Origin of the sequence: Microbacterium jejuense (genome assembly GCF_019511665.1) — a bacterium.
Taxonomy (GTDB): domain Bacteria; phylum Actinomycetota; class Actinomycetes; order Actinomycetales; family Microbacteriaceae; genus Microbacterium; species Microbacterium jejuense_A.
The window spans coordinates 267,373-286,318 of record NZ_JAEUAW010000006.1 but is presented as its reverse complement, the minus strand read 5'-3'; the positions used below and the strand labels follow the sequence as shown (position 1 = coordinate 286,318).

Below are 18,946 nucleotides of genomic sequence, written 5' to 3'. Positions count from 1 at the left end.
GAACCCGGAAGCTAAGCCTCTCAGCGCCGATGGTACTGCAGGGGAGACCCTGTGGGAGAGTAGGACACCGCCGGACACCCATTCACGGAATGGCCACCCACACCCTGGGTGGCCATTCCGCGTTAACGCGGGTGATTGCCGAGGCCGCCCGCATCCAGGAGGATCGAACAATGGCAGACCAGCAGCCGCGTGACGACGACCGCGCGCCGCGTCAGCGATCCGGAGGCGGACGAACCTCTGGTGGCAGCAAGCCGTACGCGAAGCGCGACGGCGATCGCAAGCCCCACGACCGCCGTGACAACGACCGCAAGCCGTACGAGCGTCGTGACAACGACCGCAAGCCGTACGAGCGTCGTGATGGCGACCGTCCCTACGCCAAGCGTGATGGTGACAAGAAGCCGTACGGTGACAAGAAGCCGTATGGCGACAGGAAGCCGTACGAGCGTCGTGATGGCGACCGCCCGTACGCGAAGCGTGATGGCGACAAGAAGCCGTACGGTGACAAGAAGCCGTACGAGCGTCGTGATGGCGACCGCCCGTACGCGAAGCGTGACGGTGACAAGAAGCAGTATGGCGAGAAGAAGCCGTATGGCGAGAAGAAGCCGTATGGCGAGAAGAAGCCTTACGGCGACAAGAAGCCGTACGAGCGTCGCGACAACGACCGCCCTTACGCCAAGCGCGATGGTGACAAGAAGCCGTACGGCGACAAGAAGCCGTACGAGCGTCGCGGCGACGACCGCCGCTCCTCCGAGCGCAGCGCTCGCCCGACCCGGGGCGGCGCGAATCGTCCCGATCGTGCGGTGCGCGAGGGCGAGATCCGTCCTGTGCGCGCGCGCCACGACGATCCGGTCCTGCCCGAGGAGGTCACCGCGCGCGACCTCCCGCCGGCGGCGCGAAACGAGCTGAAGACGCTCAGCAAGGAGAACGCCGACCAGGTGGCCCGGCACCTCGCGATGGCGTCGCAGCTGATCGAGGAAGACCCCCAGCTGGCGCACCAGCACGCGCTGTCCGCCTCTCGCCGCGCCGGCCGGATCGCGGTCGTCCGTGAGACGCTCGCGATCACCGCTTACGCGACCGGCGACTATGCGCTGGCCCTTCGGGAGCTGCGCACGTATCGCCGCATCTCAGGAATGGACGACCAGATCGCTCTCATGGTCGACAGCGAGCGCGGTGTCGGTCGCCCCGACCGCGCCCTCGAGGTCGGGCGCTCCGTGGATCGTATGACGCTGGGGACGGCCGAGCGTGTCGAACTGGCCATCGCGATGTCGGGGGCACGACTGGATCTCGGCGAGCCGGAGCGGGCGCTGCAGGAGCTCGACATCCCTGAGCTCGACCCCGACCGCGCCTTCGAGTGGAGTCCCGGGCTGTTCGCCGCCCGCGCGACGGTGCTCGAGGAGCTCGGCCGCAGCGAAGAGGCCGCGCAGTGGCAGCAGCGTGCGGTGGTCGCCGCGGAGGCGCTGGATGCGGCATCCGGTCTCGGTGATCTCGAGACGATCGTGGTGGAAGAGATCCTCGAGGAGGATGACGAGGACGACGACCTCGACGACGCGGATGACGATGCGGACGAGCCGGCGGTCGTCGAGCCCTCGGTCGCCGACGAGGTGGCCGAGATCCTCGTCGAGGCAGGTGTCGACGAGCCCGGGTCGGCCGCCGATGAGGGCAAGGCCTGATGGCGCTCTTCGGGCGCCGCACGCAGACAGAAGGACTCGCCCCGGCGCCGCTGGACGGTGTGGACGTCGTGCTCGCCGACCTTGACGGCGTCGTGTACGCGGGTCCCGGCGCGCTGCCGCACGCGGTCGAGAGCCTCAACCTGGCCCGCCACGACAGGACCATCGGCTACATCACGAACAACGCCGCGCGCACGGACGCCTCCGTCGCCGCGCATCTGACGGAACTCGGCCTCGACACTGCCCCGCGCGATGTCGTCACCAGTCCGCAGGCGGCGATGCGACTGCTCGCGGAGCGGATCGCTCCGGGCTCCGCTGTGCTCGTCGTCGGCGGCGACGGGCTTGTCACCGAGGTCGAGAAGGCAGGGTTCGTCGTGACCCGCAGCGCCGATGACGCGCCTGCCGCGGTCGTGCAGGGGTTCGCGCCCGAGGTCGGCTGGACGCAGCTCGCCGAGGCGGCGTTCGCCCTGAAGACGCCCGAAGAAGACGGCGGCATCCCGTGGGTGGCGACGAACACCGACTGGACCATCCCGCAGTCGCGTGGGATCGCTCCCGGCAACGGCACCCTGGTGTCGGCGGTGCACACCGCCGTCGGTCGTCTGGCGACCGTGGCGGGCAAGCCGGAGGTGCCGATCTTCCAGGAGGCCGTCGCACGGTTCGGGGCGCGGCATCCTCTCTTGCTCGGCGATCGCCTGGACACCGACATCCTCGGCGCGAACCGTGCAGGCATCGCCTCGGCGCTCGTGCTGACGGGCGTGGATCGCCCGAAGCACGTCCTCGCCGCGCCCGAGGGCTCGCGGCCCACGTACATCCTCGGGGACCTGCGAGAACTCCACGAGCCGTACCCGACGGTGCGGGTCGTCGAGGGTGTGGCGACGGTGCGCGACGCGAAGGTCGCCGTCGACGGGCCCGACGTGCGCATCGTGTCGCCCGGCACGCGACCCATCGATCTCGTCCGCGCCGGGGCCGCGGCCATCTGGTCCACGGGCCGGGCGATCTTCGGCTTCCGGGTCCCCGAAGAGCTGTACGCCGACCCGTTCCACCGCCCCTGAACCGCCGCGTCCGCCGGAGTACCCGACGGACGCCGCCGTATCCTGGGGACATGGACGAGTCCAGCGCACACGACGACGAGACCGGCGACCTGCTGTCGACGCTCGAGGTGATCGAGGCGCAGCCCCTCGCGACGCGCGCCGAGGCGTACGACGCCCTCCACGACACCTTGGCGCGACGTCTCGAGGCGACGCCGGGCGCACCGGCATGACACAGCGCCTCGACGCGGCGCTGGCCGCCCGGGGACTTGCGCGGTCCCGCACGCACGCGGCCACGCTCATCGCCGAGGGGCTCGTGACTGTCGACGGGCGGCCGGTCGTCAAACCCTCCGCACCCGTGGACGACGACACCGCGATCGTCGTCGCCGGCGCCGACCACTACGTCAGCCGGGCCGCACACAAGCTCATCGCCGGGCTCGACGCGTTCGGCGTCGACGTCCGGGGGCGGCTCGCACTCGACATGGGCGCCTCGACCGGCGGATTCACGCAGGTGCTCCGTGAGCGCGGCGCCGAGCCGGTGATCGCAGTGGATGTCGGGCACGGCCAGCTTGCGGCATCCATCGCCCTCGATGCGGGCGTGATCTCGATCGAAGGCTTCAACGTCCGGTACATGACGCCGGAATCGCTCGCGGCGGCGAGTGGCGTCGCGCAGCCGCCGTCGGTGATCACCGGCGACCTGTCGTTCATCTCGCTCGCCCACGTTCTTCCGGCGGCGCGCGCCGTCGCGGCGCCGGACGCGGACCTGGTGCTGCTCATCAAGCCGCAGTTCGAGGTCGGCCGCACTGCCGTCAAGGGCGGGCTCGTGACCAATCCCGTGCTGCGTGCCGACGCCGTGGCCGGTGTGCTGTGGGCCGCATGGGATCTGGGGCTCGGCACGAACGGGCTCATCGCGTCGCCGATCGCCGGCACGCACGGCAATCGCGAATACGTCGTGCACCTGTCGGCGGGCGGCAGCATCCCCGAGCAGTGGCGCGACGAGGTGGAGCACCTGACCGCCTGAGCCCGATCCGGTGGTCCAACCGCGCCGACATCCCGCAGACCGACCTCGCGGTCAGCGCGCGTCGAAGCAACCCATCGACATCAACCAGGTGAATTCGAACTTCTGCGGACGGAGTGGATGCCTCGGCCCGCCGTCGCGCGTATGCGCGGCGCGCCTCCTCCCCAGCGAGCGCCCCGAGGCGACCTGCGACGCGCCGATCCCCAGGCCGGGTCGGATTGCCCCCGGTGTCGGAGCATCCGACAGAATGGGGAGCACATGTACGCAACTGGCGGGGAGCCGATGAACACTGTCGACGCGGAGCGCAGCATCCTGGTGGTCGCACACGCGCATCGCGACGACACCGTCGTGGCCGCGGAGCGGGTGGTCGAGGCGCTGCGGGCAGCAGGGGCACGACCCGTGTTCGCGGCCGACGACCGTGAAGAGCTCGCGGCCGCCGGATCGCCGCTCGATGTCGCGATCCTCGGCGTCGACGTGCCGGTCACCGGCATCGAGCTGGCGATCGTGCTGGGCGGCGACGGGACGATCCTCCGCGCGGCGGAGCTCGTGCGCGACGGCACGGCGCCGGTACTGGGCATCAACATGGGCCACGTCGGATTCCTCGCCGAGATCGAGCGCGACGACATGGACGAGGCCGTCCGGCGCGTCATCGCGCGCGACTACGACGTCGAGGAGCGCATGGCGCTCCAGGTGCGCGTGAAAGACACCGGCGACTCCGTCATCTACGAGACGTGGGCGCTCAACGAGGCCACGGTCGAGAAGGCGAGCCGCGAGCGCCTGCTCGAGGTGGTCGTCGAGATCGACGGCCGGCCGCTGTCGTCGTTCGGCTGCGACGGGATGGTCGTGTCGACCCCGACGGGATCGACGGCGTACAACTTCTCGGCGGGCGGTCCGGTCATCTGGCCCACAGTCGAGGCGATCGCGGTCGTGCCGCTGTCGGCGCATGCGCTGTTCGCCAAGCCGCTCGTCGTGGGTCCGGAGCACTCGGTGGCGATCGAGGTGCTCGAGCGCACCAACGGCACCGGCATCCTGTGGTGCGACGGCCGTCGTTCGCACGACCTCCCCCCGGGTGCGCGTGTGGTGGTGCGCCGGTCGGATCGACCGGTGCGGCTCGCGCGGCTGCACCCCGCCCAGTTCACCGACCGCCTCGTGCGCAAGTTCCACCTTCCCGTGGAGGGGTGGCGCGGTCCGGCTGCGATCACCGGCGTGATGCCGGTGCGGCGCACCGAGGGTTCGTCCACCCGCGCCGCGCTGACCGATGCCGCGCCCGACCGGGAGGACGCCCTGTGATCGAAGAGATGCGTCTGCGCGACCTCGGCGTGATCGCCGAGGCGACGCTGCCGATCGGCCCCGGATTCACCGCGATCACCGGCGAGACCGGCGCGGGCAAGACGATGGTGGTCACGGGGCTGGGCCTGCTGCTCGGTCAGCGCGCGGACTCCGGCGCCGTCCGGGCGGGTGCCTCGCAGGCCACCGTCGACGGTGTCTGGATCGTGCCCGAGGACGGCGCGGTCGCCGAACGCGTGCGCGAGGCCGGCGGCGACGTCGAGCCCATCGGCGGAGGGCGCGCGGAACTCTACGTGGGCCGCTCGATCTCCAGCGAGGGCCGCGGCCGCGCCTCGGTGGGCGGCCGTGCGGCGCCCGCGGGCGTGCTCGCGGATCTGGCCGACGACCTCGTCGTGGTGCACGGCCAGTCCGACCAGCTGCGGCTGAAGTCCGCCGCCGCACAGCGCGACGCGCTCGACCGCTTCGGCGGCGAGCCGGTGCAGTCAGCACGCGACACCTACCGCCGCGCGTACGAGCACTGGCGCGGCATCGATCGCGAGCTGTCGCGACTCACCGACGACCGTGACGCCCGTGCGCGCGAGGCGGAGGAGCTGCGCGCGCAGCTCGCCGAGATCGAGCAGGCCGCGCCGGAGCCGGGGGAGGACGCCGACCTCGCGACGCGCGCCGAGCGCCTCGCCAACGCCGAAGAGCTGCGCCTGGCCGCCGCCACGGCGCACGACGCGCTGTCGGGCGAAGCCGACGGACCCGACGCGGGATCGCTGCTGTCGGACGCCCGCCGTGCGCTCGAGCGGGTCAGCGACCCGGTGCTCGAAGAGCTGGCCGGCCAGGTGGCCGAGCTCGGCTATCGCGCCGCCGACATCGCCGCGGCCCTCGCGGGCTACCTCGCCGACCTCGACGAGTCCGGTCCGCACGAGCTCGCCGCCGTCGAGGAGCGCCGCGCGATCCTCGCGTCCCTCGTCCGCACGCACGGCACGCTGGATGCGGCCATCGAACTGCTCGACACCGGCTCGGCGCGCTTGGCGGAGCTCGACGACGACTCCGACCGCATCGAGCGGCTGACGGCGGAGCGGGATGCCGCGGCATCCACTCTCGACGAGGCCGCCGCGGCGCTCACCGCGGCCCGCACCGAGGCCGCAAGGCGCCTGGGGGCGGCCGTCACGACCGAGCTGCGCGCCTTGGCGATGCCCGACGCACGACTGGAGGTCGCGGTCACGCCCGGAGCGGAATCGGCCTCCGGGCGGGACGACGTCGCGATCCTGCTGGCGCCGCACCCCGGCGCCGAGCCGCGCCCGGTGTCGCGCGGCGCGAGCGGCGGGGAGCTCAGCCGCGTCATGCTCGCGATCGAGGTCGTGATCGCGGGCGTCGACCCGGTGCCGACCTTCGTCTTCGACGAGGTGGATGCCGGCATCGGCGGCGCCGCGGCGATCGAGGTGGGGCGGCGCCTGGCACGGCTGGCGCAGTCGTCTCAGGTGATCGCGGTCACCCACCTGGCCCAGGTCGCGGCGTTCGCGGCCAACCACCTGACCGTCGTCAAGGCGAACGACGGTTCGGTCACGGCATCCGACGTGCGCCGCCTCGACGGCGCCGACCGCGAGGCCGAGATGGCCCGTCTGCTGTCGGGCATGCCCGATTCGGAGGCGGCTCTCACCCACGCACGCGAGTTGCTCAGCCTTCGCACCGAAGTCCACTGATAGGATAAAAGCCCGTGATGCAGACTTCTGATTCTCTCCGCGGCGACTCTTCGAACGACACCACCAAGCACATCTTCGTGACCGGTGGTGTCGTTTCTTCGTTGGGCAAGGGTCTGACCGCCGCCAGCCTCGGGAACCTGCTCACCGCCCGCGGTCTCCGCGTCGTGATGCAGAAGCTCGACCCCTACCTCAACGTCGACCCGGGCACCATGAACCCGTTCCAGCACGGAGAGGTCTTCGTGACAGACGACGGCGCCGAGACCGACCTCGACATCGGCCACTACGAGCGCTTCCTCGACATCGAGCTGAGCCAGGCGGCGAACGTCACGACCGGCCAGATCTACTCGCAGGTTATCGCCAAGGAGCGCCGGGGCGAGTACCTCGGCGACACCGTGCAGGTGATCCCGCACATCACGGACGAGATCAAGCGGCGCATGCGGCTGCAGGCCACCGAGGAGCCGCGCCCCGACGTCATCATCACCGAGATCGGCGGCACCGTGGGCGACATCGAGTCGCAGCCGTTCATCGAGTCGGCGCGCCAGATCCGCCACGAACTCGGGCGCAACAACGTGTTCTTCGTGCACGTGTCGCTCGTGCCCTACATGGGCGCCTCCGGCGAGCAGAAGACCAAGCCGACCCAGCACTCGGTGCAGGCGCTGCGTCAGATCGGCATCCAGCCCGACGCGCTCGTGCTGCGCAGCGACCGGCCCGTCACCGAGTCGAACAAGCGCAAGATCGCGCTCATGTGCGACGTCGACGAGGATGCCGTCGTCAACGCCGTCGACGTGCCGAGCATCTACGACATCCCCTCGATGCTCAACGAGCAGGGGCTCGACGCCTATATCGTGCGCGCCCTCGGCCTCGCGAAGGCGGAGGACGTGGACTGGTCGCGCTGGCAGCGCGTGCTGAACGCCGTGCACAACCCCAAGCACGAGGTCACGATCGGCCTCGTCGGCAAGTACATCGATCTGCCCGACGCCTACCTGTCGGTCACCGAGGCGCTCAAGGCGGGCGGCTTCGCGCAGGAGACCCACGTCAACATCCGCTGGATCCCGTCGGACGAGTGCGAGACCCCCGAGGGCGCGGCCAAGGCGCTGAGCCCGCTGGACGGCATCGTCATCCCGGGCGGCTTCGGCATCCGTGGCATCGAGGGCAAGATCGGTGCGCTGAAGTTCGCACGCGAGCAGGGCATCCCGACTCTCGGCATCTGCCTGGGCCTGCAGTGCATCGTCATCGAGTACGCGCGCCACGTCGCCGGCATCGAGGACGCGTCGTCGAGCGAGTTCGACCCCGACACCAAGCACCCCGTCATCGCGACGATGGAGGAGCAGGTCGACATCATCGACCACGGCGACCTCGGCGGCACGATGCGCCTCGGCCTGTACCCGGCCGACCTCGCCGAGGGCTCGATCGCGGCGGAGGTCTACGGTGGGAACCGGGCGTCGGAGCGCCACCGCCACCGCTACGAGGTGAACAACCGCTACCGCGACCAGATCGCCGAGGCGGGCCTGGTGTTCTCGGGCATCAACCCCGACCTCGACCTCGTCGAGTACGTCGAGCTGCCCCGTGACGTGCACCCGTACTACATCGCCACGCAGGCGCACCCCGAGCTGCGGTCGCGGCCGACGAACGCGAACCCGCTGTTCCGGGGGCTCGTGGGTGCGGCGCTGGAGCGTCACCGTTCGAGCGAGCTGTTCGAGGTCGAGAGCGACTGATGACGGGGGACCAGGCTCTCGCCGACGAGCCCGTCGACGCGGCCGTCCTGCGCAGCGAACTCGTGTACGAGGGGCATGTGTGGGACGTCCGCAGCGACACCGTGGCGTACGGCGACGGGCAGATCGTGCGACAGTACGTCGACCATCCGGGGGCGGCGGCGGTCGTCGCGCTCGACGAGCACGACCGCGTGCTGCTGATCCAGCAGTACCGGCATCCCATCCGGTCCCGTGACTGGGAGGTGCCTGCGGGGCTCCTGGACGTCGACGGCGAGAGCCCGCTGCAGACCGCGCAGCGCGAGCTGGCCGAAGAGGCCGACCTGGTGGCGGAGTCGTGGGAGCCGCTCGTGAGCGTGTTCACGACGCCGGGCGGCAACGACGAGATCGTGCACCTGTTCCTCGCGCGCGGCCTGTCGGCCGCCAGCGTCACGCACACGCGTGAGGACGAGGAGGCCGACATCCGTATCGAGTGGATGCCGCTGACCGAGGTCGTCGCGGCGGTCTTCGCCGGGCGCATGCGCAACGGCATCCTGGCGACAGGCGTGCTGGCGGCATCCGAACGGCTGCGCGCCTGACGACGGGAGCCTGAGGGCCGGGGCATGAAGATCGAGAAGGCCGTGCAGTCGTACCTGCGGCACGTCTCGATCGAGCGCGGGCTGTCGGAGAACACCGTCGCGGCGTACCGACGCGACCTGGCCGGCTACGCGTCCTGGCTCGGCGAGCAGGGTGTCGACGACACCGCGGAGGTGACGCCGGTCATGCTCGCGAGCTTCGTCGCCGACCGGGCGGCGGGGCAGCCGCCCATGGCGGCATCGTCGCTGGCACGGCTGCAGTCCTCGGTGCGGGGGCTGCACCGCTTCCTGGCGCGCGAGGGGATCGAGCCCGCCGACCCGGCCTCGCACCTGCGGCCGCCGAAGCAGCCGCGGCGGCTGCCGAAGGCTCTCACGATCGACCAGGTGTCGACGCTGCTGGAGGCCGCGGGCCCCGCCGACGACCTGCTCGGTGCGCGTGACCGCGCGCTGCTGGAGCTGCTGTACGCCACGGGCGCGCGCGTGTCGGAGATCGTGCAGCTCGCCGTGGACGACCTCGCCCACGGCGATGTGCTTCGGGTGCGCGGCAAGGGCTCCAAGGAGCGCATCGTGCCGGTGGGCTCGTACGCCCGTGCGGCGGTCGACGCGTACCTCACACGGTCACGGCCGGAACTGTCGCGCCGCGGCCACGCGACCCCGCGCCTGTTCCTCGGGGCCCGGGGCGCGCCGCTGTCGCGCCAGAGCGCGTGGCTCATCATCCAGGCGGCGGCCGAGCGCGCGCACCTCACCGCGCACGTCTCGCCCCATACGCTGCGGCACTCGTTCGCGACGCATCTGCTGCAGGGCGGCGCCGACGTGCGCGTGGTGCAGGAGCTGCTGGGGCACGCGTCGGTGGCGACGACGCAGATCTACACGCACGTGTCGGTGGACGCGCTGCGCGACGTCTACGCCACCAGTCATCCGCGTGCCCGATGAACGATTCCCCTACAGCCGACTAGGATCGAGCGAGCACGAGGAAGCGGGAGCACGGTGGCTGACAGCACGACGAAGACCAAGACGGCGAAGGTCGCGGAGTCTGACGTCCCCATCGGGCCGACCGGCCGCCCCTACCAGGGTTTTCCGACGCCGCCGAAGCTCGACGGCCACGGCCCCGCCCGCATCATCGCCCTGTGCAACCAGAAGGGCGGCGTCGGCAAGACGACGACCACGATCAACCTCGCCGCCGCGCTCGCGGGCTACGGCCGCAAGGTGCTGGCCGTCGATTTCGACCCGCAGGGCGCGCTGTCGGCGGGCCTGGGCATCCAGACCCACGAGATCCCGACGATCTACGACCTGCTGCTGGACGGCAAGGTCGACCCGTACTCGGTGATCGTCCACACGCGTGTCGAGAACCTCGACGTGCTGCCGGCCAACATCGACCTCTCGGCGGCAGAGGTGCACCTCGTCAACGAGGTCGCCCGCGAGCAGACGCTGTCGCGCGTGCTGCGCAAAGTGCAGGGCGACTACGACGTCATCCTCATCGACTGCCAGCCGTCTCTCGGCCTGCTCACCGTGAACGCGCTCACCGCCAGCCACGGCGTCGTCATCCCGCTCGAGTGCGAGTTCTTCGCCCTGCGCGGTGTCGCGCTGCTCATCGAGACGATCGACAAGGTGCGCGATCGCCTCAACCCCACGATCGCCCTCGACGGCGTGCTGGCGACGATGTACGACCCGCGCACGCTGCATTCGCGCGAGGTGCTCGAGCGGGTCGTCGACGCGTTCGGCGACGACGTGCTCGAGACCGTGATCGGCCGCACCGTGAAGTTCCCGGATGCCTCCGTGTCGGGGATGCCGATCACCGAGTTCGCGCCCGAGCACGCCGCGGCGCAGGCCTACCTGCGACTGGCGCGGGAGCTGGTCGCCCGTGGTGCTGTCGCCTGACGCTTCGACAAGCCCAGCGACCGGGGAGCCGGGGACGACTCCTGAGCCCGAGCCCCGCTTCCGCGTGTCGCTGTCGAACTTCGACGGCCCGTTCGACCTGTTGCTGAGCCTGATCTCCAAGCACGAGCTCGACATCACGGAGGTGTCGCTGTCGCTCGTCACCAACGAGTTCATCGCGTACCTGCGCGAGGTGGGGCCGGACGAGGAGCTGGACGAGGCATCCGAGTTCCTCGTCGTGGCGGCGACGCTGCTCGACATGAAGGTCGCAGGTCTGCTGCCCCAGGGCGAGCTGGTGGACGCCGAGTCGGTGGCGCTCCTGGAGGCGCGGGATCTGCTGTTCGCCCGGCTGCTGCAGTACCGGGCGTTCAAAGAGGTGTCGGCGTGGTTCGAGCGGAGCCTGCGCCGTGAGGAGCGCCGCCACGCCCGATCGGTGCGGCTCGACGAGAAGTACCGCAACGCCGTCCCCGAGCTCGTGTGGTCGCTCAGTGCCGAGGACTTCGCCGCACTCGCGCTCCTGGCGATGACGCCGAAGGAGCTGCCGACGGTCGGCCTCGACCACCTGCACGCGCCGCTGGTGAGCATCCGCGAGCAGGCGGCGATCGTCGTGACGCTGCTGCGGGATGCCGGCTCCCTGACCTTCCGCGAGCTCATCGCCGGCGTGAGCCAGACCGGCGTGGTCGTGGCCCGGTTCCTGTCGGTGCTGGAGCTGTACCGCCACGCCGCGCTCTCGTTCGAGCAGCTGGAGCCGCTGGGAGAGCTGACCCTGCGCTGGAGCGCGCATCGCTGGAGCGACGAGAACCTCGCCACCCTGGGAGCCGACTATGACCAATGACCCGACCATCGCGACCGACAGGGAGCCGGTGGTCGTCGACACCGACGACGTCGCGCGGCGGCTGGAGGCCATCCTGCTGATCGTCGAGGAGCCGCAGAGCCTCGTGAGCCTGGCGACGGCGGTCTCGGCGCCGGTGCCCGCGGTGCGCCAGGCGCTGGAGACCCTGGTCGACGACTACGACGGGCGCTCCGGCGGGCCGGCGCGCGGATTCGAGCTGCGCGAGGTCGGCGGCGGCTGGCGCCTCTACGTGCGCGAGGAGTTCGACGACCTCGTGAGCGAGTACGTCGGCGGGCAGGCGCCGTCGCGCCTGTCGCAGGCCGCGCTGGAGACGCTGGCCGTCATCGCATACAAGCAGCCGGTGACGCGCAGCCAGGTCGCGTCGATCCGCGCCGTGAACGTCGACTCCGTCGTGCGGACGCTGCTGGCGCGCGGACTCATCACCGAGCTGTTCGCGGATGCCGAGACCGGAGCCATCAACTACGGCACGACGGATGCGCTGCTGGAGCACCTCGGCATCAACTCGCTGGACGAACTGCCCCACATCTCGCCGCTCCTGGACGGAGCGGACGAGGTCGCCGAAGGCGCAGAAGAAGGAGGACGACGGTGACCCTTCGTCAGGCTCAGGGACCGGCAGAAGGCGAAGGGGTGCGGCTGCAGAAGGCGCTGGCGAACGCGGGCGTCGCCTCGCGTCGCGTGGCCGAGCAGATGATCGTCGAGGGGCGCGTGCGCGTGAACGGCCGCGTCGTCGACGAGCTCGGCTCGCGCATCGATCCCGACAAGGACCTCGTCGACGTCGACGGCACCGCGGTGCAGTTCGACCAGTCCAAGCGCTACGTCATGCTCAACAAGCCCACCGGCGTCGTGAGCTCGATGAAGGACGACCGCGGGCGCCCCGACCTCCGCCGCTTCACGAAGGACTGGCCCGAGCGCCTGTACAACGTGGGGCGACTGGATGCCGAGACCAGTGGCCTGCTCGTGCTCACGAACGACGGCGAACTGGCGCACGTGCTCGCCCATCCCTCGTTCGGCGTGACGAAGGTGTACATCGCGAAGGTCGAGGGCAAGGTCGCGCCGCAGACGATCCAGCGCCTGCTGCGCGGGGTCGAGCTGGAAGACGGCCCCATCGCGGCCGACAAGGCGCGGCTGCTGTCGGCCTCGGCCGAGGGCGGCGGATCGCTCGTGGAGCTCACGCTGCACTCGGGGCGCAACCGCATCGTGCGCCGCATGATGGCCGAGGTGGGGCATCCCGTCGTCGAGCTGGTCCGCCGGCAGTTCGGGCCCCTGCACCTGGGAACGCTGCCAGCCGGGCGCGCCCGCGAGTTGACTAAAGTGGAGCAGGGCGCTCTGCTGACTCTCGCGCGCCGCGACACCGGCAACAGCGACACCGTCGAAAGGAAGGCGCCCGATGAGTGAGCCCGTCCTTGCGTCGCGCGTGCACGGCACGGTGCGCATCGTCGGCACCGGGCTGCTCGGCGCGAGCATCGGGCACGCGCTGCGGGCGCACGGCGTCGACGTGGCGCTCGACGACACGTCTCCGTCGCAGCTGCGGCTGGCCGTCGACTACGGAGCGGGCCGCCGGGCGACCGACGACGACGACCCGACGCTCGTCGTCGTGGCGGTGCCGCCGGATGTGACCGCCGACGTCATCGAGCGCGAGCTGGCGCGCTACCCGTACGCCGTCGTGACCGACGTCGCGAGCGTCAAGCTCGAGCCGCTGCGCACGCTCCGCGAACGCGGGGTGGACCTGACGCACTACATCGGCTCGCACCCGCTCGCCGGCCGTGAGCGCGGGGGAGCGATCTCTGCCCGCGCCGACATCTTCGTCGGCCGCCCGTGGGTGGTGTGTCGTGACGGCGAGACTCCGGCCGCCGACCTCGCCCTCGTCGAGGGCCTCGCGCTCGATCTCGGCGCGACACCGCTGGAGATGACGCCCGAAGACCACGACCGCGGCGTGGCGCTGGTGTCGCACGTCCCGCAGCTGGTGGCGAGCCTGCTCGCCGGCCGGTTCGTCGACGCGCCGGACGGATCCCTGCGGCTCGCCGGCCAGGGCGTGCGCGACACGACCCGGATCGCGGCATCCGCCCCCGAACTGTGGGTGCAGATCCTCGGCGCCAACGCCGCGCCCGTGGTGGACGTGCTCGACCGCATCGCGGCCGACCTGACGACGGTGGCCGACGCGCTGCGCGACCCCGATGCCCCCGGCGCCCGCCGTGCGGTGGCCGACACGATCCGCCGCGGCAACGACGGCGTCGAGCGCCTCCCGGGCAAGCACGGCCAGAACCGCCGCTTCGAGCAGGTGGTCGTCATGGTCGACGACACGCCCGGTCAGCTCGGACGCCTGTTCGGCGAGCTCGGCGAGCTCGACGTGAACGTCGAAGACCTGCGCCTGGAGCATTCTCCCGGCGCCCAGTTCGGCCTCGCCGAGATCAGCGTCGTCCCGAGCGCGGTGCGCCGCGCCGTCGACGGTCTCGAAGCGCGGGGCTGGAAGATTGCGAGCACCACCAATGACTGACGTCACCATCGTCGCGATCGACGGCCCGGCCGGCAGCGGCAAGTCGAGCGTCTCGAAGCAGACGGCCCGTCGACTCGGCTTCGGCTACCTCGACACCGGCGCCGCGTACCGCGCGCTGGCGTGGCACGCGCTGCAGCACGGCATCGACACGTCCGACGCGGCCGCCGTCCTGGACGTGTCGGGCGACTTCGACTACGCCATCTCGCTCGACCCCGACCAGTACTGGGTGCGTGTCGGCCAGACGGATGTCACGGACGCCATCCGTGAGCCGCGCGTGTCGGACGCCGTGAGCGGCGTCGCCCGCGTCCCCGCCGTGCGCGAGTCGGTGAACGCCCTGTTCCGCGCCCTGGTGGCGCAGTCGGGACGCCCCGGCGTCGTCGTCGAGGGCCGTGACATCACGACCGTCGTCGCGCCCGACGCGCCCGTGCGCATCCTGCTGACGGCGGCGCCGGAGGTGCGCGCCGCGCGTCGCAGCGCCGAGCTGACGACTCAGGATGCCGCGGCCGTCGCCGCGGCGCTCCACCAGCGCGACGCATCCGACTCGGCCGTCGTCGACTTCCTCACCGCCGCCCCCGGCGTCGAGGTCGTCGACTCGACCGACCTTGATTTCGACCAGACCGTGGACGCCGTGCTCGGCGTGATCGCAGCCGCTCTGTCGGCCCCCACGGCGGACACCGCACAGACGGGAGCCTGAGATGGCCGCTGACAACCGTTCCGACTTCGACGAGTTCGAGGCGGGAGACGACCGCCTCGCCGAGAACCTGGCCGCCCTCGACGACGAGCTCGTCGAGCAGCGGGCGAGCGCCCTGCGCCAGGGCCTCGAGGACTACGACCTCGACGAGGAGGACGCCGAGCTGCTCGCCGGCCTCGTCCGCGGCGAGGACGGCATCGAGTTCCTGCCCGCCCTTCCTGTCGTGGCGATCGTCGGTCGCCCCAACGTCGGCAAGTCCGCACTCGTCAACCGCATCCTCGGCCGCCGCGAGGCCGTCGTCGAGGACACCCCGGGCGTGACGCGCGACCGCGTCACGTACAAGGCGGAGTGGATGGACCGCCGCTTCACCCTCGTCGACACGGGGGGCTGGGAGCCCGACGCGAAGGGCATCGACCGCTCGGTCGCGCTCCAGGCCGAGGTCGCCATCGACCTCTCGGACGTCGTGCTCTTCGTCGTGGACGCCATGGTCGGCGCCACGTCGACCGACGAGCACGTCGTGCGCCTGCTGCGCAAGGCGAACAAGCCCGTCTTCCTCGTCGCGAACAAGATCGACGACGCCCGCCAGGAGCCCGAGGCAGCGGCTCTGTGGAACCTGGGTCTCGGCGAGCCGCACCCCGTCTCGGCCATCCACGGCCGCGGTGTGGCAGACCTGCTCGACGAGGTCGTGAAGGTGCTGCCCGAGGTGTCGGCCGTCGCCAAGCACGAGATCGGCGGCCCGCGCCGCGTCGCGATCCTCGGGCGGCCGAACGTCGGCAAGTCCTCGCTGCTGAACAAGGCGGCGGGCGAGGAGCGCGTGGTCGTGAACGAACTCGCCGGCACGACGCGCGACCCGGTCGACGAGATCGTCGAGGTTGGCGGCAAGCTGTGGCGCTTCGTCGACACGGCGGGCATCCGCCGTCGCGTCCACCTGCAGCAGGGTGCCGACTTCTACGCGTCGCTGCGCACGTCGGCCGCGCTGGAGAAGGCGGAGGTCGCGGTCGTCGTGCTCGACGTCACGCAGCCGCTGAGCGAGCAGGACGTCCGCATCATCGACCTCGTGCTCGAGTCCGGCCGCGCGCTCGTCCTGGCCTTCAACAAGTGGGATCGCCTCAACGACGACGACATGGACGGGCAGGACCGCCGCCGCTACCTGGAGCGTGAGATCGAGCAGGATCTCGCGCACGTGGCGTGGGCGCCGCGCGTCAACATCTCGGCGCGCACCGGCCGGCACCTCGACAAGCTCGTCCCCGCGCTGGAGACCGCGCTGGAGTCATGGGATCAGCGGATCCCGACGGGCAAGTTCAACGCGTTCCTCACCGAGCTCGTCGCCGAGCACCCGCACCCGCTGCGGGGCGGCAAACAGCCGCGCATCCTGTTCGGCACGCAGGCCTCGACGCGTCCGCCGACGTTCGTGCTGTTCACGACCGGATTCCTCGACCCCGGCTACCGCCGGTTCATCCAGCGGCGCCTGCGCGAGCTGTACGGCTTCGAGGGCACGCCGATCGTCATCAACATGCGGGTGCGCGAGCGCCGCCAGCGCTGAGCCGGGGCTATCGCCGGGAGGGGCGCACCATCGCGGTCGCGTCGGGCTCTGCGAAGCCGAACTGCCGGTACAGGCCGTGCGCGTCGCCGGTGAAGAGCGTCCACCGCATGTCGGCGCCCGGCCCGTCGTCGATCATGAGCTGCACCAGTCGCTTGCCGAGTGCGTGGCCGCGATGCTCCGGCAGCACGAAGACGTCGGCGAGGTAGGCGAAGCCGACGCCGTCCGACACGGCCCGCGCGAACCCCACCTGCTCGCCCGTGTCGCGGCGGTAGGCGCCCACGACGCGCCATGCGTTCGCGATCTGGGTCTCGACGTCGGTGCGCGAGCGCCAGCGCCCCCAGTACGCCTCCGTCGAGAGCCAGTCCCACACCACGTCGGGCTGGATGCGTGCGGGATCGTCGTCGAGGTCGTATTCGGTGCCGGCGTCGTCGTGCATGGGGACCATTGTGGCGAGTCGCCGCGTGACGGGTGACGTGCCGGTCGCGAGCCTGTGGCCTGCCGGTGTGACAGGCTGGGCGGGTGACGATCGAGCCTCCCGCACCCGGTGAGCCGCGCCGCCCGCACGGCCCGCGCGACCCCGGTGACGCGTGGGTGGTCGCCCCGACGGGCGAGCGGTACTGGGGCCGGTTCGGCGCCGCCGGCCTGCTCGCGGTCGACGCGGAGGGCGGTGTGCTGCTGCAGCACCGCGTGTCGTGGAGCCACTTCGGCGACACGTGGGCGCTGCCGGGCGGAGCGCGTCACGAGGGCGAGTCGGCGTGCGACGGCGCGCTGCGCGAGGCCGCGGAAGAGGCGGGGGTGCCCGACGCGGCGATCCGCCCCCGTCTGCTGAGCGTCTTCGACCTCGGCTACTGGAGCTACACGACCGTCGTCGGCGACGTCGTCGTGCCCTTCGAGCCCGTCATCAGCGATCCCGAGAGCCGCGAGCTCGCGTGGGTGAGCGCCGACGCGGTCGCCGACTACCCGCTGCACCCGGGGTTCGCCGCGTCCTGGGAGCGCCTGCGCGGCCTGCTCGAGGTCCGCCCGGCCGTCGTCGTCGACGTCGCGAACGTGATGGGCTCGGTGCCGGACGGCTGGTGGCGCGACCGGCCCGGTGCGGCGTCCCGACTGCTGACGCGGCTCGCGGAGCTCGCTACGCAGGGCGTGGCGGCATCGGCCCTCGGCCTTCCCGAGCAGGTCTGGTACCCCGAGTGGACGGCGGTCCTCGAGGGCCAGGCGCGCTCCGCCGTGGACGCCGGTGGCATCGACGTCGTGCGCGCGGCGAGCGAGGGCGACGACACGATCGTCGCCGAGACGCGCCGGCTGGCGGCATCCGGGCGGTCCGTCACCGTCGTCACCAGCGACCGCGGGCTCTCGGAGCGGATCGTGGATGCCGGCGGTGCCGTCCGCGGAACCCGCTGGCTGGTGGATCAGCTGCCGTCGTCGTCCCAGCCGGGCTGATCGCGTCCGCGCAGGCGGTCGATCTCTCGGCGCTCGCGCTTGGTCGGGCGCCCGGCGCCCCGATCGCGCTGCGCCATGACGGGCGTCGGGTCGCGCGGGGGAGTGCGGTCCTCCATGGCGGCCGCGGCGAGCGGTGCGCCCACGCGCTTCGAGATCGTCTGCCGCACGACGAGCATGCGGTCGAACCCGTCGATGCGCACGCGCACCTCGTCGCCGGGCTTGAGCAGCTGCGCGGCCTTGGCGCGTTCGCCGCCGACGCGCACGTGTCCCGCACGGCACGCCGTGGTGGCCGCCGAGCGGGTCTTGTAGATGCGGACGGCCCAGAGCCAGGCATCCACCCGCACCGGACGCATCGGCGAGGACGCGTCGGTCATGCCGCCACCGGCGTCCGCGTCGACGCGGGGCGCCCGGCTCGCACCGCGGAGAGCACGCCCGCCGCGATGAGGCCCTGCCCGAGCGTGTACGTCAGCATGACGACCGGGCTCGTCCAGCCCGGCATCGCGTCGGGCAGGAACAGGCGGAACGCGAGCACCGAGTCCGACGCCAAGAAGAACACGCCGCCCCACGTAATGAGCGGATGACAGCGGGATGCCGCCACCGCCGTCCCGCCGAGCACCAGGCCGTAGACCGCCACCGGGATCGCGAGGCCGCCGAGGTGCGGCCACAGCACGGCCAGCAGGACCACCCACCAGGCGGCGTACACGGCCGCCCACGGCGGGACGCGGCGTACCGCCAGCCTTCGCCAGAACAGCCAGATGTAGCAGACGTGCGCCAGGCCGAAGAACAGCAGCATCATCGGCAGTTCCGGCGCGAAGGGGAAGAACGTCCCCGCGCCGTCGCCGAGCCACGACAGGCCGATCGCGACGACGAGCAGCGTGAGCGACCCTGTCCAGGGGGTGCCGCGCGAGCCCCACACGACGGCGAACGCGAGCAGCGGCATGAGGGTCAGCTTGGTGGGCGCTGCGAGCGCGTCCGCGTCCGCCGCGAGTGCCGCGACATGAACGATCGACAGCACGATGAACGGGCCGAACGCGATCCAGAGCCGACGCATGATCCTCCTCGATGTGCAGGGCCACGA

Annotated in this window: 20 protein-coding genes and 1 rRNA gene; 18 read left to right on the top strand and 3 right to left on the bottom strand. The window is 71.6% G+C overall.

Features of this window, described 5'->3' with window-relative positions; all coding sequences use genetic code 11:
* From rrf to der, 17 genes are all read left to right on the top strand, one after another.
* Nucleotides 1-76: ribosomal RNA gene (gene rrf, locus JNB62_RS10600) — 5S ribosomal RNA — on the top strand; the annotation flags it as partial.
* A 94-nt stretch (nucleotides 77-170) separates the two neighbouring features.
* The gene (locus JNB62_RS10595; protein WP_220300834.1) at nucleotides 171-1,670 is read left to right on the top strand and encodes a primosomal protein; all 1,500 of its coding nucleotides are present in this window, start codon (nucleotides 171-173) and stop codon (nucleotides 1,668-1,670) included.
* On the top strand, nucleotides 1,670-2,719 hold the full coding sequence (locus JNB62_RS10590; protein WP_220300833.1) for an HAD-IIA family hydrolase: 1,050 nt from the start codon (nucleotides 1,670-1,672) through the stop codon (nucleotides 2,717-2,719). The genes JNB62_RS10595 and JNB62_RS10590 overlap by 1 nt, the downstream gene beginning before the upstream one ends.
* Before the next feature lie 50 nt (nucleotides 2,720-2,769).
* Entirely contained in the window at nucleotides 2,770-2,928 is a 159-nt protein-coding gene (locus tag JNB62_RS10585) for a hypothetical protein (RefSeq protein ID WP_220300832.1), read from the top strand.
* A complete protein-coding gene (locus tag JNB62_RS10580) occupies nucleotides 2,925-3,716 on the top strand; it encodes a TlyA family RNA methyltransferase (protein ID WP_220300831.1) in 792 nt (263 codons plus the stop codon). The genes JNB62_RS10585 and JNB62_RS10580 overlap by 4 nt, the downstream gene beginning before the upstream one ends.
* 279 nt (nucleotides 3,717-3,995) lie before the next feature.
* Entirely contained in the window at nucleotides 3,996-5,003 is a 1,008-nt protein-coding gene (locus JNB62_RS10575; protein WP_220300830.1) for an NAD kinase, read from the top strand.
* Entirely contained in the window at nucleotides 5,000-6,691 is a 1,692-nt protein-coding gene (gene recN / locus JNB62_RS10570; RefSeq protein ID WP_220300829.1) for a DNA repair protein RecN, read from the top strand. Before JNB62_RS10575 ends, recN begins: the two co-directional genes overlap by 4 nt.
* Before the next feature lie 17 nt (nucleotides 6,692-6,708).
* On the top strand, nucleotides 6,709-8,406 hold the full coding sequence (locus JNB62_RS10565; protein ID WP_220300828.1) for a CTP synthase: 1,698 nt from the start codon (nucleotides 6,709-6,711) through the stop codon (nucleotides 8,404-8,406).
* Nucleotides 8,406-8,978: an NUDIX domain-containing protein gene (locus JNB62_RS10560; RefSeq protein WP_220300827.1), complete on the top strand. Its 573-nt coding sequence runs from the start codon at nucleotides 8,406-8,408 to the stop codon at nucleotides 8,976-8,978. The genes JNB62_RS10565 and JNB62_RS10560 overlap by 1 nt, the downstream gene beginning before the upstream one ends.
* A 24-nt stretch (nucleotides 8,979-9,002) precedes the next feature.
* Complete coding sequence (gene xerD, locus JNB62_RS10555; RefSeq protein WP_220300826.1) at nucleotides 9,003-9,908, top strand: site-specific tyrosine recombinase XerD; 906 nt, start codon at nucleotides 9,003-9,005, stop codon at nucleotides 9,906-9,908.
* Nucleotides 9,909-9,962: 54 nt separating this feature from the next.
* Nucleotides 9,963-10,853: a ParA family protein gene (locus tag JNB62_RS10550; RefSeq protein WP_220300825.1), complete on the top strand. Its 891-nt coding sequence runs from the start codon at nucleotides 9,963-9,965 to the stop codon at nucleotides 10,851-10,853.
* The gene (locus tag JNB62_RS10545) at nucleotides 10,837-11,685 is read left to right on the top strand and encodes a segregation and condensation protein A (RefSeq protein ID WP_374450762.1); all 849 of its coding nucleotides are present in this window, start codon (nucleotides 10,837-10,839) and stop codon (nucleotides 11,683-11,685) included. The genes JNB62_RS10550 and JNB62_RS10545 overlap by 17 nt, the downstream gene beginning before the upstream one ends.
* Complete coding sequence (gene scpB, locus JNB62_RS10540; RefSeq protein ID WP_220300823.1) at nucleotides 11,675-12,292, top strand: SMC-Scp complex subunit ScpB; 618 nt, start codon at nucleotides 11,675-11,677, stop codon at nucleotides 12,290-12,292. The genes JNB62_RS10545 and scpB overlap by 11 nt, the downstream gene beginning before the upstream one ends.
* Nucleotides 12,289-13,098: a pseudouridine synthase gene (locus JNB62_RS10535; RefSeq protein ID WP_308291777.1), complete on the top strand. Its 810-nt coding sequence runs from the start codon at nucleotides 12,289-12,291 to the stop codon at nucleotides 13,096-13,098. Before scpB ends, JNB62_RS10535 begins: the two co-directional genes overlap by 4 nt.
* Nucleotides 13,091-14,197 carry a prephenate dehydrogenase gene (locus JNB62_RS10530; RefSeq protein WP_220300822.1) on the top strand — a complete coding sequence of 369 codons (1,107 nt, stop codon included), beginning with the start codon at nucleotides 13,091-13,093 and terminating at the stop codon, nucleotides 14,195-14,197. The genes JNB62_RS10535 and JNB62_RS10530 overlap by 8 nt, the downstream gene beginning before the upstream one ends.
* Nucleotides 14,190-14,891: a (d)CMP kinase gene (cmk, locus tag JNB62_RS10525; RefSeq protein ID WP_220300821.1), complete on the top strand. Its 702-nt coding sequence runs from the start codon at nucleotides 14,190-14,192 to the stop codon at nucleotides 14,889-14,891. The genes JNB62_RS10530 and cmk overlap by 8 nt, the downstream gene beginning before the upstream one ends.
* 1 nt (nucleotide 14,892) lies before the next feature.
* Nucleotides 14,893-16,431 (top strand): ribosome biogenesis GTPase Der, encoded by a 1,539-nt coding sequence (gene der / locus JNB62_RS10520; RefSeq protein ID WP_220300820.1) that lies wholly within the window; start codon nucleotides 14,893-14,895, stop codon nucleotides 16,429-16,431.
* Nucleotides 16,432-16,438: 7 nt separating this feature from the next.
* On the opposite strand, the gene JNB62_RS10515 is transcribed toward der, so the two are convergent.
* Nucleotides 16,439-16,867: a GNAT family N-acetyltransferase gene (locus tag JNB62_RS10515; protein WP_220300819.1), complete on the bottom strand. Its 429-nt coding sequence runs from the start codon at nucleotides 16,865-16,867 to the stop codon at nucleotides 16,439-16,441.
* An 83-nt stretch (nucleotides 16,868-16,950) separates the two neighbouring features.
* Between JNB62_RS10515 and JNB62_RS10510 the strand changes: the two genes are divergently transcribed.
* Entirely contained in the window at nucleotides 16,951-17,868 is a 918-nt protein-coding gene (locus JNB62_RS10510) for an NUDIX domain-containing protein (RefSeq protein ID WP_220300818.1), read from the top strand.
* Here JNB62_RS10510 and JNB62_RS10505 read toward each other — a convergent pair.
* Together JNB62_RS10505 and JNB62_RS10500 are read right to left on the bottom strand one after the other, a co-directional pair.
* Nucleotides 17,838-18,242, bottom strand: coding sequence for an RNA-binding S4 domain-containing protein (locus JNB62_RS10505; RefSeq protein ID WP_223231059.1), 405 nt, complete (start codon nucleotides 18,240-18,242; stop codon nucleotides 17,838-17,840). The genes JNB62_RS10510 and JNB62_RS10505 overlap by 31 nt on opposite strands.
* Nucleotides 18,239-18,919 carry a lysoplasmalogenase gene (locus JNB62_RS10500; RefSeq protein WP_220300817.1) on the bottom strand — a complete coding sequence of 227 codons (681 nt, stop codon included), beginning with the start codon at nucleotides 18,917-18,919 and terminating at the stop codon, nucleotides 18,239-18,241. The genes JNB62_RS10505 and JNB62_RS10500 overlap by 4 nt, the downstream gene beginning before the upstream one ends.
* Between the last annotated feature and the right edge of the window lie 27 nt (nucleotides 18,920-18,946).

Bases quoted from the DNA above. Each gene is read 5' to 3' on its own strand.
- JNB62_RS10595 (WP_220300834.1), top strand. From the start codon at position 171: ATGGCAGACCAGCAGCCGCGTGACGACGACCGCGCGCCGCGTCAGCGA.
- JNB62_RS10590 (WP_220300833.1), top strand. From the start codon at position 1,670: ATGGCGCTCTTCGGGCGCCGCACGCAGACAGAAGGACTCGCCCCGGCG.
- JNB62_RS10585 (WP_220300832.1), top strand. From the start codon at position 2,770: ATGGACGAGTCCAGCGCACACGACGACGAGACCGGCGACCTGCTGTCG.
- JNB62_RS10580 (WP_220300831.1), top strand. From the start codon at position 2,925: ATGACACAGCGCCTCGACGCGGCGCTGGCCGCCCGGGGACTTGCGCGG.
- JNB62_RS10575 (WP_220300830.1), top strand. From the start codon at position 3,996: ATGAACACTGTCGACGCGGAGCGCAGCATCCTGGTGGTCGCACACGCG.
- JNB62_RS10565 (WP_220300828.1), top strand. From the start codon at position 6,709: ATGCAGACTTCTGATTCTCTCCGCGGCGACTCTTCGAACGACACCACC.
- JNB62_RS10560 (WP_220300827.1), top strand. From the start codon at position 8,406: ATGACGGGGGACCAGGCTCTCGCCGACGAGCCCGTCGACGCGGCCGTC.
- xerD (WP_220300826.1), top strand. From the start codon at position 9,003: ATGAAGATCGAGAAGGCCGTGCAGTCGTACCTGCGGCACGTCTCGATC.
- scpB (WP_220300823.1), top strand. From the start codon at position 11,675: ATGACCAATGACCCGACCATCGCGACCGACAGGGAGCCGGTGGTCGTC.
- JNB62_RS10530 (WP_220300822.1), top strand. From the start codon at position 13,091: ATGAGTGAGCCCGTCCTTGCGTCGCGCGTGCACGGCACGGTGCGCATC.
- cmk (WP_220300821.1), top strand. From the start codon at position 14,190: ATGACTGACGTCACCATCGTCGCGATCGACGGCCCGGCCGGCAGCGGC.
- der (WP_220300820.1), top strand. From the start codon at position 14,893: ATGGCCGCTGACAACCGTTCCGACTTCGACGAGTTCGAGGCGGGAGAC.
- JNB62_RS10515 (WP_220300819.1), bottom strand. From the start codon at position 16,867: ATGCACGACGACGCCGGCACCGAATACGACCTCGACGACGATCCCGCA.
- JNB62_RS10505 (WP_223231059.1), bottom strand. From the start codon at position 18,242: ATGACCGACGCGTCCTCGCCGATGCGTCCGGTGCGGGTGGATGCCTGG.
- JNB62_RS10500 (WP_220300817.1), bottom strand. From the start codon at position 18,919: ATGCGTCGGCTCTGGATCGCGTTCGGCCCGTTCATCGTGCTGTCGATC.